This is a genomic window from Aeromonas sp. 603757, from assembly GCF_049171255.1.
Taxonomy (GTDB): domain Bacteria; phylum Pseudomonadota; class Gammaproteobacteria; order Enterobacterales; family Aeromonadaceae; genus Aeromonas; species Aeromonas veronii_A.
In genome coordinates, this window is record NZ_JAAKOE010000003.1 from 146,990 (window position 1) to 161,299 (window position 14,310).

A 14,310-nucleotide genomic window follows, 5' to 3' on the forward strand; every position below is an offset into this window, starting at 1 on the left:
GATAGGCATTTCAAGATGAATAATAATTTGAGATAACCTTTTCATATAACGTCATATATTTATCAATCATGACGTCGGCAGTAAAGTTATGTTCAAATCTAGCCTTTGCATTTTTCCCCATACGCTCAGCTTCATCTTGATCATCCCATAACTTTTTCATTGCAGATGAGAGAGCCTCACTATTTGCTGGCTCAACTGCCAAGCCGGTTTCACCATGCAGATTTATATATGTAGTGCCTGTACCAATTTCGCAAGTAATCATTGGCTTACCATACATTGATGCCTCTAACAAAGTCATACCAAACGCTTCAGAACGCAGATGAGATGGAAATACCACAGCGTAACATAACTCCAGTAAAATATTCTTTTCAGCGTCACTTACTGGACCAACAAACAACGTATTTTTTAATCCTAACTTATCCGCCTGAGACTTCAACTCCTTTTCACATGGGCCTTCACCAATTATTATCAAAGGATAATCAAGTCCACGCATAGCATCAAGGACAAATGACAACCCCTTATAATATCGTAAAAATCCGATAAAAAGAAAAAAACGCCCTTTTATTTTATCATTCCATTTATTCGATAACGATAGTTCTGCATAACTTGGAGATACCTTTTCCAGACCGAATGGTATCACCTCAACATCCTTTTTTAGGCTAGAGAGAACAGGGCTGGTCTTGACATAATTGGGTGAAGAAGCGACCACAGCATCAACTTTATTTAGAAAAGACATCATCAATGGCTTATAAAGTTGTAGCAGGTATTTTTGTTTGACAATGTCAGAATGGTAACTGACCACCGTCGGCTTTTTAGGATTAACCCAAAAATGAACAAGATCCATATAGGGCCAAGGAAAATGATAATGAATAATATCAGCTTTCTCAGCCAGTCGCCTGAATTCGACAATCGCAGACAATGAAAAACCAGTCGAAGCTATATAAAAATCTTCTTTTGCAGCATGCACACTATGATTAGCGATGTTAAAATTTCGACCAGCATTCTCAGCACTTAAACATAATACATCAACCTCATGCCCTCTTTTTACTGCACCTTCCGCAAGCTGATATATGACTTGTTGCACACCACCGTAAGCATCTGGATAATATGTTTTAAAAAAATGAAGAATTTTCATTATCTTCCAAGCCCTTATCTAAAAAATAGTTCTTTGTGTATTGATGAACATCTGGTGATGCAAGAAGGTCTACTATATCAAACCATTTATACTTTGAATGCTGAGCAACAGAGAATGAATTTATATCATGGTCTAGTTCTATTGAATACGCTAAAACAACATAGTGAGTTGGAGTCATAACGTCATAAAAAGAATCTTTATAAAAATGCTCGTAGACTCCAATAAATTTAGCTTTCGAACTCTGTAACGTCACACCAAGCTCATTCTCAGCAACTCTTTTAAAGGCATCTAATATAGCTTCTCCCTTTTTTATCCTGCCCCCCAAAACAAACCAATGATCGGCTGCAGGTCTATTTCTTCTGAGACCGAGAAGATATCGCCCTGAACTATCTGAAATCACCAGATCAATCGAGATTAAGGGGGTGCTTTTTATTGTTTTTAAAAAATCATCATCCGTAAGATGCATATCTCGCCCCAAGATGTTATTTATATTTCTTTGCTGGCACACCCACATAAATTCCGGGCTGATCTATAGTGTTTACAACACACGCACCGGCACCAACAGTAATCTCGTCGCGAACAGTAATATTGTTGATTATAGTCGCGCCAGCACCTATAAAACATAACTTCCCAATATTAACTGAACCTGCCACTGTACTGTTGACCGATACATGCGTAAATTCATCAACACAGACGTCATGTTCAATTATTGCACCTGAATTGATAATGCATCCCTCACCAATTTTAACTGAAGGACCAATGTGCCCATGATGACCGACGAATGTTCCTTTACCTATGATAGAGTTAATACCAATCGTGGCTGTGGCAGAAATCAAGGTGGCAACTTGCCACCCCATTTTCCCCAATATCTCTAACTGTAACTTTCTTTTATGATTATCACCTACTGCAGAAAAAAAAATCCACTCATCGGGAGAGATTACATCCCATGAAGGAAAGACTGGATAACCCAAAATACTCTCGCCAGGTTTTGCATTATCATCAATAAAGCATAACGTTGAAAATCCTAACGATAATGCTATATCAGCCACACTTCTTGCATGTCCACCACATCCTAAAATGGCCAACTTCTTTGAATCTACCACATTATTTCTCCAAGCAACTAATACGCTCAAGTATATCGATATGCTCATTTACAACATCAGACCATGTACGCATTGATAACTGATCGTATATCTGCAACTGTTTTCGTAGTAAGATGTCCTTATAGTGGAGTGCCCATTCTATTCTCTTAGCCATATCTCTCCAATCATATGGATCAAAAAATGTCATTTCCTGTAACTCAGGGTCAGTAAGAATTTCTTCAGTTACAGGAATACGAGCCATAACAACTGGTGTATTAACAGATAACGCCTCAGTAAATGTAAATGGACACCCACCTTCACTTAGACTTGGATTAACTGCCAAACTTGCCAATTTATAACAAGCTGCGAGCTCTTGCATTGTTAGTCCATGCAAAAATAAAATTTCGTGTTGCAGATTGTGACTAATAACAAATTCTTTTACTTCAGGCATAACACTAACACTGCCGGTAACGATCAGTTTGTGCTGAACGAATTTTTTTCGTAAAAGATACTCATACGCTTTGAATAAACTTATTATGTTTTTATTTGGCCTGATCTGGCTAGCATAAAAAACAAACTCTACATCTTTATTTTTAAATATTGAAACATAATTCTGCTCATTCGATTTGCGAATAGCGGACATGAGTAACGACTTGGCATAATGGGTAGTTGCCTCTTCATTATCTGGTAGACCAGTAATATTAATGAAGCTATCAACTTTATTAGCGGCGTGATGTACTACAGACACCTTGTCCATTGATACTTGATAGCCATCAATAAGTGTATTCCATTTTACCACTTCACTATAAGTTACAAAGTGATCCCCTGTTCTGATAGCCTCTTCTAACAATTTAAACGTCGATAGAGTTCTATCACCACCAATTTGAGAAAAGGCCACGGGAAACTCTCGTAAAACAACATCAGGTACACACATTAATCGAGGGGCATCGATCTTGTTAAACTCAGGCCAATAGGCTGTTGGACAATACCATGCAGATATATCATGCATACTATCGATTAATGCGCTTATACGCTTCCCTTCCACCAACTCCATGTTACGGTAGAGACGCAATACAAATCCATCATCTTTAGGCGAGTAAATCATTTTCATGAAACGGCCTATGTACTTGGAAAACCTGCCCAGCACAATTAATTTCAATCTACGAATAAAAAAGAACGCCAATAAAAAAGGAAACGAAAAAATAAAAAATAATGGGAAAATGATTAAAGCCAGCAGAAATAACAAACACCCTTCAATGCCTAAAAGGATCAGATCCAATTTTGTGTATGCATTTAACAAACGCTTTTCCACATAATGGAAAATATTTTCCTTCAAGCTAGCAACCAACTCCAGTAAAAACGATTTGAGTGTTTTTCTTTTTTGTCTTTTCGTTTTACGGTTAATGTACCAATGGTAAAGATCCAGTAAAAGTGGTCTTTTATCTGGCGAGCGAATCGAAAAACTGTCATGTGGTACATTCTCACTATCAAAAAGGTCATATAGATCTTTCGTAGACCAACTAGGACAAACCAAGGTAAACTTTACATCATCACGTGCTGCAGCACCTTTAAGAAAGGCAGCCAAGTAACGACCAAGTCCCTCCTTTCGTAAATCAACAGATGGGGCATAGCAAAGATAAATTCCAAATTTTCTCACAGACATTCGCGTATTACCCCCCAATAATGCTTAGCCAGATTTTGCACTCGTTGTTCTTTCAGTATATCTTTACTAGGCAAATTTTTTCGAAGATGCAAAGCTTGCTCTTCTATATATTTTAGCTGCCAAGCCATTTGCTCCGGCGAGTTTGCATCAGACCATGTTAAATTAAGTGAAAACTGTCTATCTATTTCACGCATTGCCGGATAATCAGAGGAGAGTGCAGGTATATTCAGATAGGCAGCCTCAATAACCGAAAAAGTACCATTATCAATGCGCGCAGGATGCCATATAAATGCTGCTTTTTTTAGTGCTTTTTTATATTCTAAATCGGATAACTCACCACATAATTTTATCTTACGTTTCAACGACTTACTATTATCAACAGTTCTCACAAACTCGCTCAAATATGAAAGTTTACTTTCCATTATACTCTGAGTATTAACTCCAGTAATAAAGCATGTAAGAGAACCGGCTAGCTGATTATAATAAATTTCTAATGCTTTGACAGCATTGAGATGATTCTTATGTGGACTGAGATTAGTTGTCCAAATGAAATAATCGCCAACATCTTTTTGCTGCTCATCTGAAAACGAAAAGTCAGGTGCCAACATAGGTAACCTAGCAATTCTGTCAGACTCAATACCAGCATATTGTTGCGCATCTCGGCAAGTAAACTCAGTAGTAACCAAGACTCGCTCAGCTTGTGTTGCTGCTTTCAAGTAGGGATGATCAGCACCTCCTTGCAAAATTGAAACATATCGCTGCAAATAATCGTATACCATCAATACTATCGGTCTTACTGGAAGCAGCGTTTTGTCCAGCCTGTCGGAAACGAAAACCCAAATATCACAATCATAGAAATTACTGATGCTGTCATTGGGCACCATATATGATTCATCTACGGCACACCAGCCATCATGACCAGCATACTGCATAGCACGTGTAGCATCATCTTTAGAAAGATGTTGCCAATAGAAGCTTCTCCTTTGAATTTTTGGATTTAAATCCCGCAATTCATTAGCATGCTCTAATTCATCAATTGTTGGATGCGCAAAAACGACCTCACATTCTTCATTAGCCTGTTGACTACCAAGTAATATGGCATCAGCTAAAAGCTTAGCGCCTCGCAGACTCCCCCCTCGATACTCAATCGGAACAATTACACCAATTCGCTTTTTTCTAGTGATATATGTAGGGCGAGCTTTCTGCTGAAGGCGATGCTCTTTTAATCCATCAACGACAAGGCTAAAGTTTCTTTTCCATATTGAAGCACAATACTCTGGCATCATTTGCTCAAGAAGCACATGCTGTGTTTTTCTAATATCATTGATTAACTGTTCATCGCCATTTAAAATTTTTCTAATCTTAGCCTTAGCCTCTGCAATTGTTTCACATCTGCCAGGTAAATCCCCGCCACCCATCAAATCCAGCATTCCCCCAGCCATATATATTAATGGCATACCAGCTTGTATAGCTTCAAAGGGATGATAATGTATATGATTTAGTTCAGTGGAATGATAAAACATAACGCTGCATTGTTGCATGTTATCAGAGTGCTCTTCTTTAGATACAAAGCCGAGTACTTTCTTATCATTAACAGCTATTGGCTGCGCACCACCAATGATATAATCAAACTCTTTAAAATCACGAACAAAGGATTCATAAATACTTTTAAAGTATGGAGATGTTCCTATTCTAGGACAGACAAATAGTATCGTCTTTCTTTTTCCAGTCCAATTATCAGGTTGATATTTACCTTTTAAACCAACAGGCAAATAGCATGAGCGCTTTGCTAAATATGGCATTTCTACATCGGAAATATGCTCATAGCCACAACCAAACCAGAATCTTTTCCCCATCGATTTAATCGTTGATACTACATTATCTCCACACTCACTTCTTAGTAAAGAAGAATAATTGTATCCCTTAGATAATCCAAATACACGAAGAATGACGGCACCATTAAAATTTTTAATGGTTGACTTAATTTGCTTTGGGAAGAAGCCAATTATCGCATAATCAAAATATTTATTGACAATATCCCAAGCGTTTTTACTGGGCGACTCATACCAATTTTGTTCATTTAAAATATCAAGTTCATGCCTAGGGATAGTCAATTTATCGTCAAAATCGAATGTAATACTTGCCGATAAATTTCCCTCATCATATGGAAACTTTTTTGGAAGATATATTTCTTCAATACCAAACTCTATTAGCTGAGGTATTTCAAAGTTTCTTAATGTTGAATGGTTAAGCAGCCACAACACTCGATTTTTCATGCTAAATCCAGATTATTGACTCGTTTATAGGCAATGATCGCATCATCAATGGGGCCATCAAAAATGTATTCACCATGATGAAATACAATCCCTCTTGAACAAATATTTTTCAATGCGCTGAAATCATGTGATGCTAAAACTAGTATTTCAGCATTCTCAATCAAACTCATTATTCTGCTTTTAGCCTTTGCCATAAACTGAGCATCACCAGCACCAATCACTTCATCTAGGAGCAAAATATCGCCACCAACTGCTGTGGATATAGCAAATGCTAGTCTTACCTGCATGCCTGCAGAGTAAGTTTTAATTGGATAATCAATAAACTCACCCAAACCAGCAAACTCAACGATCTCATTTTCTTTCTCTTTCATAAAAGTCGGAGAGAGGCCAAGCAGAAGACCACGATAGAGAATATTCTCTCGGCCTGTTGCATCAGGTTCAAAACCTAGACTCAAATCAAAAAGAGAACGAACTTGCCCTTCAACAATTAATTTACCACTAGATATAGGATAGAGACCTGCCACCGTTTTAAGAAATGTACTTTTTCCTGCACCATTATGCCCTAAGAGCCCGACCCTCTCTCCATTATTTATTTCTAGCGTAATATTTTTTAATGCATGAATATCAGAGACAGAACGCTCTGCTTTTCCTTTTTTAAAAGCAGCAGAGAAAAGAGACTTTAGTGACCGCTCTTTGTAAGCTACTGATGCATAATGAAGGTTAACATTCTCAAGTTTAATTTTATTCTTTTTCATAGGTAGAAGATCACTTTTTTCTCTGCATTTCGGCCAATCAGCCACGCAAGCAAAAATAGGAAAGCAGCAGTTATCAGACTAAATGTATAGTTCTCCAGACTCGGCCACTCACCTTTTAGTAGTGGTGCTCTTATAATTTGCAATACATGATACACAGGATTGTAATCGACTAGCCAATCCAATCCGCCAGAACGGAACATACGTTCTTCGAAATATACCGGAGAGATAAACCATATCGCTTGCATGACTAATCCCATCGCATGTGGTACATCTCTAAATCTAACCCCGATATAGGCTAGTAATGTTGATAATGGCCATGCAATAAGTGCCAATATTGGGAAAACAGTTAAGGTGGCTAGCCAGGTTATATTTATATTTTGTGGCAATACAACTATTGACCAAGCAAATAGAGCCAAACTGGCAAGTGCAAGTACTATAATGCTGCTCAAGACAGTTCGTAATGTATATATTGCTAATGGATGCTTGCATTGTTTAATGTAGGCATCTGCTTGCACAAACGCAAGTGAACCACCAATGGTATTGGCTACTACAAAATCCCAGACTATAATTCCTGACAAAATATAGGGTGCATACGTCACTATGTCCGTATTAAACATTTTACTAAAAACTATAGATATTAATAATGTCATACCTAAAGGTTGAATAAATGACCATAATACACCGAAAAAAGACCGCCGCCAACGAGAGCGTAGATCCGATAAAGCGAGATGCTGCCAAAAATATCTAGCATCCCAAATACCCCTAACATAATAAAGACTCATAGAACTCCCACCAACTTAAAATAACCCTTCACCAACGAAAGATGAAGGGTTATTTATTTAACATTACTTATTTAAATAAAAATCAGAAATTAAGTTGCAGATATAATCAACATCTTTTTCCAATAATTCAGGGTAGCTTGGTAGATTCATTCCTCTTGAGCTGATATTTTCAGCAACAGGAAATTTATGTTCCGTAAATACATGTGGCATCGTATTAGCTAAAGGAAACAATGGCCTTGTCTCAACATCATGACTCTTTAGAACAGTTCTGAGCAAGTCTCTATCTTGTGCATTCTCGACTAGGATCGAGCACATCCAAAATGAATGCCTGGTATTCTCAATCTCTTTGTGGAATGTTATCGGCAAATGGTTTAATCGACGCTGATACCAACTGGCAATCTCTCTTTTTTTTGCAATTATCTCGTCTGCTTGCTCTAATTGTGCCAGGCCAATCGCAGCACATATATTTGTCATGCGATAATTAAATGCCAACGCATCATGCCAATACTCTTTAACCTTCGAAACACCTTGGCTCTTCAAGTGGCATGCCAAGTCATGGACATTTTTATCCTTTGAAACAACCATGCCACCTTCGCCGGTAGTTATTGTCTTATTTCCAAAGAAACTGAATGTTGCCACATCACCAAATGTACCAACATGCTTATTCTTATAAAGAGTACCGAACGCCTCCGCACAGTCTTCTATCAAAAACAAGTCATGTTTCTTACAAACATCGACTAACGCATCCATATCACATGGTAAACCATAAAGATGCACAGCCATGACAGCCTTGGTCTTTGTTGTGATTTTTGCTATTACATCATTGACATCGATGTTCCATGTATCTGGTAGCGAGTCAACATAGACTGCTTTTGCACCGGTCTGAATGATTGTATTCACTGAGGCAATATATGTGAATGAAGGAACAATAACCTCATCACCAGGACCAATACCTAAAGCAGCCAACGCCAAATGAAGTGCTACAGTACCATTACTCACTGTTGTACAATTTTCTGCACCAATATACTTTGAAAATGCAGATTCAAATCTGTTAATAAACTCACCTTTTGAAGAGATCCATGTTGAATCAAGGCATTCATTAACATATTTTTTTTCATTACCAGATAATCTTGGTTGATATACTGGAATCATAGTCACTCCACACTGACATTAACATCAAAGCCATGAGATTTCAGCAAGGCATGCTGGCGAGCTTGCTGCAAATCATATGCAACCATCTCACTTACCATTTCTGCGAGTGTCGTTTCCGGCTCCCAACCCAGCTTATTTTTTGCATTAGATGGGTCACCAAGAAGAGTCTCTACCTCGGCCGGTCTGAAATAACGTGGATCAACACATACGATAATATCATCGACCTTCAATGCCGGTGCCTTATCTCCATAAATCGCCGAAACGACAGCTTTTTCCTCGACGCCGCTTCCAACAAAGTTCAATTCAATACCTAACTCAGCAGCGGCCATTTTTATAAATTCACGGACACTATATTGCACTCCAGTTGCAATGACAAAGTCCTCTGGCTGCTCTTGTTGCAACATCATCCATTGCATCTTGACATAGTCTCTTGCATGTCCCCAATCACGCAATGAGTCCATGTTTCCCATATACAGGCACTTTTCGAGGCCTTGAGCAATATTTGACAAACCTCGAGTAATTTTTCTAGTGACAAATGTTTCTCCACGACGGGGTGACTCATGATTAAACAAAATACCATTACAAGCATACATACCATATGCCTCACGATAATTCACCGTAATCCAGTACGCATACATTTTTGCAACAGCATAAGGGCTGCGCGGATAAAAAGGTGTTGTCTCTCGCTGCGGAATTTCTTGCACGAGGCCGTATAGTTCGGATGTCGATGCCTGATAAAAACGAGTTTTTTTTGTCAGTCCCAAGAAACGAATAGCTTCCAATAAGCGTAAAGTACCTATCGCATCAACATCCGCAGTATATTCTGGGGAATCAAAACTAACAGCGACATGAGATTGAGCACCAAGATTATAAACTTCATCTGGTTGAACTTCGGCTATAATTCTCGTTAGATTTGATGAATCCGTTAAGTCACCATAATGTAGTTTAAAATCAACGTTCTCTTCATGAGGGTCTTTATAAATGTGGTCTACACGTTGTGTATTAAACTGAGATGCACGGCGCTTAATACCATGGACTTCATACCCCTTCTCTAATAGAAACTCAGCCAGATATGAACCATCCTGACCAGTCACCCCAGTAATTAACGCTACTTTCTTGGACATTTTCAGTACTCTCCTTATAAGTTGTTGATCATTTTATGTAATGAATTCAAACCAGACGTTAACTTGCTTATATCGTTTTTGCTTTCAACATTAAGCCTTAGTAATGGTTCTGTGTTTGAAATGCGAACATTAAATCGCCAATCATTCATTTCAATACTAAGACCATCTACATATTCTACCTTGACAGCAAGTGGCGCATAGACCTCTTCCAGCTTCTTTATTATCTCAAGAGCATTATCAACTCTATAATTTATCTCACCACTGCATGGATAGGCTTTAACACGTTCAGCAACTAAACTAGACAATGTGGATTTTTTTAGTGATAGCAAGTTAATTACTAGTAACCAAGGAATCATACCGCTATCACAGTAGCCAAAGTCACGGAAATAGTGATGGGCACTCATTTCACCACCATATATTGCATTCTCACTGCGCATCCGTTCTTTAATAAATGCGTGACCAGTTTTGCTTTGTACTGGTGTACCACCAGACTTTTCAACGATATCAATAGTATTCCATGTCAAGCGCGGATCATGAATGATTTTCTCATGAGGATTATCTACTAAAAATGCCTCTGCTAATAATCCAACAATATAGTATCCTTCGATGAAATCACCATTTTCATCAAACAGAAAACAGCGATCAAAATCACCATCCCAAGCAATACCCATATCAGCATGATAGAACTTTACCGCTTCCGATGTAGCACTTCTATTTTCAGGAAGCAATGGGTTAGGAATACCATTGGGAAAGTTACCATCTTCCTCATGATGAATTTTTATAAACTCAACAGGAACATTGAGGGTATTGAAACGTCGCTCGATAACATCAAGCACATGCCCTGCCGCCCCGTTACCGGCATTCACAACTAGCTTGAGTGGACGTAATTGATGCGGCTTTATATACGTCAGCAAATGATCGACATAAGCATCTAGTATCGATTTTTTAATCAATGTTCCTTGCCGGGAGGATGCAATGAAGTCACCCTTTTCAGCCAATGCTCGAATATCATTCAAACCACTATCACCACTAATTGGACAAGCATCACGACCAACCAGTTTCATGCCATTGTAATCCATAGGATTATGACTGGCCGTCACTTCTATAGCACCATCAATGTCTAACGTAAATGCTGCAAAATAGGTTTCTTCAGTCCCCGTAGTCCCTAAGTCGATGACATCACAACCGGCATCAAGAATCCCTCTTGCAAGTGCTTGCTTTAGGCTTTCGCTCGTGAGCCTAACATCGCCTCCAACAGCAATTGTCGTTGCATTTAGATACTGTGCAGTTGCACGGCCAATACGGTATGCAATCTCAGTGTTCAGCTCATCACCCAGTTTGCCGCGAATATCGTAAGCTTTAAAACAGGTAAGATTCATGATGCCCCCTAAATTAAATTCCTTTTCAATAATCAATGATGTCATCTTCACCTAAATATTCACCCGTTTGCACCTCTAGCATAACTAAATCGATGAGACCTGGATTTTTTAATTGGTGACGATGCCCAGCAGGAATATATGTAGATTGGTTAGCAGTTAGCAAGGCAATTTGATCTTCATAGAAAACCTCTGCAACACCAGATAATACCACCCAGTGTTCATTTCTATGATGATGCATTTGCATCGTTAAGCTAGCCCCAGGTTTAACTTCAAGTCTTTTTATTTTAAAACGCTCTCCCACCTCAAGTAACGTATAACGTCCCCATGGACAATAGACTGTACGATGTATTTTATATGCATCATTATTTATCGTCTTAAGGTGATTATAAATTAATTTTACATCCTGACTACTTTCTTTGTGAGCGACCAATAGAGCATCAGCAGTATCAACAATTACTAGGTTTTCTACACCTACAGCACCAATAACCCGATCCTCGCTCGAAATATAACAATTTGAGGTAGCATGTAAAATTGCATGCCCCTGAACGGTGTTTCCATCGTCATCAGCTTGATGTAGTTCACTTATTGCAGCCCAAGACCCAATATCACTCCAGCCTATGTCACATGGAACTACTGAAACATTTCCTGATTTTTCCATCACGGCATAATCTATCGAGATGTCTGGAACATGGATAAATGTGTCAGGGTCCAGATCAATATGCTTGACCTTTTTACTTTGAACCGAATCGGACTTGTCAAGGCAAGCTTTTGTTGCTATCAATACTTCCGGACAATGCAAGTCCATCTCTGCAATCATTGTACTTGCTTTAAAGCAAAACATACCTGAATTCCAGAAGAAGCGACCGCTTTCAACGTACTCAATTGCCTTATCCAATGTTGGCTTTTCAACAAAGCGCAAAACCTCTGTACCAAGAGCTTCAATGTAACCATAACCTGTTTCAGGTATTGTGGGTTTAATACCAAATGTGACTAACCGTCCTGCTTTTGCTAATTCAATAGCGCAGGAAACAGCATCATCGAATGCAACTTGCTCTGTGATCAAGTGATCAGCAGCTAAGACCAACAAGACCGCATCATCGCCATATGTATCGCGAGCATAAATTGCTGCAGATGCTACTGCTGCTGCAGTGTTACGGCCATAAGGTTCAAGAATAAATGAAGTCTGAATTTCATTACTATTAACTTCTTTAAATGAATCTAGTGTTTTGAAATAAAGGTCTCGATTAGTAATAGTTAATACTTCACTGACATCTGATAATTTTGCTCCACGTAAAAATGCTTTTTGTAAAAAACTTTGATTATCCGATAGTTTAATGAATGGCTTGGGATGTTGTTCACGTGAAACAGGCCATAATCTTGAACCGCTTCCACCACACATAATAGCAGGAATTAAGACAGTCATAGATACACCATAATGTATTTAATGTGTTGATATGATTTTCAGAAATGTTTAGCTGCCATAAATGGCTTTGCATTTTTATCTTTAAGAGATAATATAGGGAGCATATCACTCTCCCACTCTATTCCTAGTTGCTGGTCATTCCAACATATTGTATGTTCAAAATCAGGTCTATAATAATTGGTTGCTTTATATAAAACTTCTGCTGTTTCTGTTCTAGTTATAAAACCATGGGCGAACCCTTTCGGAATCCACAATTGCCGCTTATTCTCAGCTGATAGATGAACACCGACCCATTTGCCAAAGGTCGGCGAATTTTCACGAATATCCACTGCTACATCAAATACTTCTCCCACAACACATCGCACCAGCTTTCCCTGGGCGTGTGGTGATGATTGATAATGCAGTCCACGCAACACGTTTTTCGAGGATTTAGAATGATTATCTTGAACAAAAGTAACAGGGTATCCTACTGCTTCTTCGAACAGTTTATGGTTGAAACTCTCAAAGAAAAAGCCACGCTCATCACCAAATATTTTTGGCTCAAAAATAAGTACATCAGGTATCGTGGTCTCGATTACATTCATCTTCATATCCATATTTTATTTAGTTTATTTTGCAGGAACGGGTGCATACCCTTAACTCCAACTCATACTTTCGAAACCATCTTTAACAGGTATTGTCCATAAGCATTTTTCGCAAGTGGTGTCGCCAACGTTTTTACTTGCTCTGCATCAATGAATTTCTTGCGATAGGCGATCTCTTCAGGACAAGCGACTTTCAACCCCTGACGGGTCTCGATGGTCTGAATAAAGTTGCTCGCTTCAATCATGCTCTCGTGGGTACCGGTATCAAGCCAAGCATAACCACGGCCCATCATGGCCACCGACAGATTACCTTGTTCCAGGTAGATACGGTTTACATCGGTTATCTCCAGCTCGCCACGGGGCGACGGCGTCAGACTCTTGGCGATCTTGACCACGCTGTTGTCGTAGAAATAGAGGCCGGTTACCGCATAGTTGCTCTTGGGCTCCAGTGGCTTCTCCTCCAGAGAGATCGCGGTGCCCTCTTTATCAAATTCAACCACCCCATAACGCTCGGGATCATGCACATGGTAGGCAAAGACGGTAGCACCGCTCTCTTTGGCCACTGCCGCCTCCAACTGTTTCTGCAAGTCGTGGCCGTAGAAGATGTTGTCCCCCAACACCAGTGCACAGGGGTCTGAACCGATAAACTCTGCACCCAGAATAAAGGCTTGTGCCAACCCGTCCGGGCTTGGTTGAACCTTGTATTGCAAACTCAGGCCCCACTGACTGCCATCACCTAGCAATTGCTCAAAACGGGGGGTATCTTGCGGCGTGCTGATGATCAAAATATCGCGAATTCCCGCCAGCATCAGGGTGCTGAGAGGATAGTAGATCATCGGCTTGTCATAGATAGGCAACAGCTGCTTGCTCACTGCCATGGTTACCGGATAGAGACGGGTGCCTGAGCCGCCGGCCAGAATAATGCCTTTACGTTTGGTCATGATGCTTGTTTCTT

General features: G+C 39.3%; 13 protein-coding genes. All 13 read right to left on the reverse strand.

What is annotated here, in order from left to right; genetic code table 11:
* Nucleotides 1–10: 10 nt before the first annotated feature.
* On the reverse strand, nucleotides 11–1,135 hold the full coding sequence (locus G5332_RS04265) for a glycosyltransferase family 4 protein (protein ID WP_421249139.1): 1,125 nt from the start codon (nucleotides 1,133–1,135) through the stop codon (nucleotides 11–13).
* Entirely contained in the window at nucleotides 1,113–1,601 is a 489-nt protein-coding gene (locus G5332_RS04270; protein ID WP_227340928.1) for a GDP-mannose mannosyl hydrolase, read from the reverse strand. The genes G5332_RS04265 and G5332_RS04270 overlap by 23 nt, the downstream gene beginning before the upstream one ends.
* A gap of 16 nt (nucleotides 1,602–1,617) precedes the next feature.
* Entirely contained in the window at nucleotides 1,618–2,268 is a 651-nt protein-coding gene (locus G5332_RS04275) for an acetyltransferase (RefSeq protein WP_227340929.1), read from the reverse strand.
* On the reverse strand, nucleotides 2,240–3,880 hold the full coding sequence (locus G5332_RS04280) for a glycosyltransferase (RefSeq protein ID WP_421172002.1): 1,641 nt from the start codon (nucleotides 3,878–3,880) through the stop codon (nucleotides 2,240–2,242). The genes G5332_RS04275 and G5332_RS04280 overlap by 29 nt, the downstream gene beginning before the upstream one ends.
* A complete protein-coding gene (locus G5332_RS04285) occupies nucleotides 3,871–6,156 on the reverse strand; it encodes a glycosyltransferase (protein WP_216954292.1) in 2,286 nt (761 codons plus the stop codon). Before G5332_RS04285 ends, G5332_RS04280 begins: the two co-directional genes overlap by 10 nt.
* A complete protein-coding gene (locus tag G5332_RS04290; RefSeq protein WP_108539993.1) occupies nucleotides 6,153–6,911 on the reverse strand; it encodes an ABC transporter ATP-binding protein in 759 nt (252 codons plus the stop codon). The genes G5332_RS04285 and G5332_RS04290 overlap by 4 nt, the downstream gene beginning before the upstream one ends.
* Nucleotides 6,908–7,693, reverse strand: coding sequence for an ABC transporter permease (locus G5332_RS04295; protein ID WP_108539995.1), 786 nt, complete (start codon nucleotides 7,691–7,693; stop codon nucleotides 6,908–6,910). The genes G5332_RS04290 and G5332_RS04295 overlap by 4 nt, the downstream gene beginning before the upstream one ends.
* Nucleotides 7,694–7,756: 63 nt before the next feature.
* A complete protein-coding gene (locus G5332_RS04300) occupies nucleotides 7,757–8,845 on the reverse strand; it encodes a DegT/DnrJ/EryC1/StrS aminotransferase family protein (RefSeq protein WP_321537277.1) in 1,089 nt (362 codons plus the stop codon).
* A 2-nt stretch (nucleotides 8,846–8,847) separates the two neighbouring features.
* Nucleotides 8,848–9,969, reverse strand: coding sequence for a GDP-mannose 4,6-dehydratase (gene gmd, locus G5332_RS04305; RefSeq protein WP_227340932.1), 1,122 nt, complete (start codon nucleotides 9,967–9,969; stop codon nucleotides 8,848–8,850).
* A gap of 14 nt (nucleotides 9,970–9,983) precedes the next feature.
* Complete coding sequence (locus G5332_RS04310) at nucleotides 9,984–11,393, reverse strand: phosphomannomutase CpsG (protein WP_302055988.1); 1,410 nt, start codon at nucleotides 11,391–11,393, stop codon at nucleotides 9,984–9,986.
* Nucleotides 11,374–12,771 carry a mannose-1-phosphate guanylyltransferase/mannose-6-phosphate isomerase gene (locus G5332_RS04315; protein WP_108540002.1) on the reverse strand — a complete coding sequence of 466 codons (1,398 nt, stop codon included), beginning with the start codon at nucleotides 12,769–12,771 and terminating at the stop codon, nucleotides 11,374–11,376. Before G5332_RS04315 ends, G5332_RS04310 begins: the two co-directional genes overlap by 20 nt.
* Before the next feature lie 38 nt (nucleotides 12,772–12,809).
* Nucleotides 12,810–13,355, reverse strand: coding sequence for a dTDP-4-dehydrorhamnose 3,5-epimerase (gene rfbC / locus G5332_RS04320; RefSeq protein ID WP_216954296.1), 546 nt, complete (start codon nucleotides 13,353–13,355; stop codon nucleotides 12,810–12,812).
* A 62-nt stretch (nucleotides 13,356–13,417) separates the two neighbouring features.
* Complete coding sequence (gene rfbA, locus G5332_RS04325) at nucleotides 13,418–14,296, reverse strand: glucose-1-phosphate thymidylyltransferase RfbA (protein WP_216954298.1); 879 nt, start codon at nucleotides 14,294–14,296, stop codon at nucleotides 13,418–13,420.
* Nucleotides 14,297–14,310: the final 14 nt, after the last annotated feature.

Coding starts and splice junctions, on each gene's coding strand:
- rfbA (WP_216954298.1), bottom strand. CDS start 14,296: ATGACCAAACGTAAAGGCATTATTCTGGCCGGCGGCTCAGGCACCCGT.
- G5332_RS04295 (WP_108539995.1), bottom strand. CDS start 7,693: ATGAGTCTTTATTATGTTAGGGGTATTTGGGATGCTAGATATTTTTGG.
- gmd (WP_227340932.1), bottom strand. CDS start 9,969: ATGTCCAAGAAAGTAGCGTTAATTACTGGGGTGACTGGTCAGGATGGT.
- G5332_RS04315 (WP_108540002.1), bottom strand. CDS start 12,771: ATGACTGTCTTAATTCCTGCTATTATGTGTGGTGGAAGCGGTTCAAGA.
- G5332_RS04270 (WP_227340928.1), bottom strand. CDS start 1,601: ATGCATCTTACGGATGATGATTTTTTAAAAACAATAAAAAGCACCCCC.
- rfbC (WP_216954296.1), bottom strand. CDS start 13,355: ATGAATGTAATCGAGACCACGATACCTGATGTACTTATTTTTGAGCCA.
- G5332_RS04300 (WP_321537277.1), bottom strand. CDS start 8,845: ATGATTCCAGTATATCAACCAAGATTATCTGGTAATGAAAAAAAATAT.
- G5332_RS04265 (WP_421249139.1), bottom strand. CDS start 1,135: ATGAAAATTCTTCATTTTTTTAAAACATATTATCCAGATGCTTACGGT.
- G5332_RS04310 (WP_302055988.1), bottom strand. CDS start 11,393: ATGACATCATTGATTATTGAAAAGGAATTTAATTTAGGGGGCATCATG.
- G5332_RS04290 (WP_108539993.1), bottom strand. CDS start 6,911: ATGAAAAAGAATAAAATTAAACTTGAGAATGTTAACCTTCATTATGCA.
- G5332_RS04285 (WP_216954292.1), bottom strand. CDS start 6,156: ATGAAAAATCGAGTGTTGTGGCTGCTTAACCATTCAACATTAAGAAAC.
- G5332_RS04280 (WP_421172002.1), bottom strand. CDS start 3,880: ATGTCTGTGAGAAAATTTGGAATTTATCTTTGCTATGCCCCATCTGTT.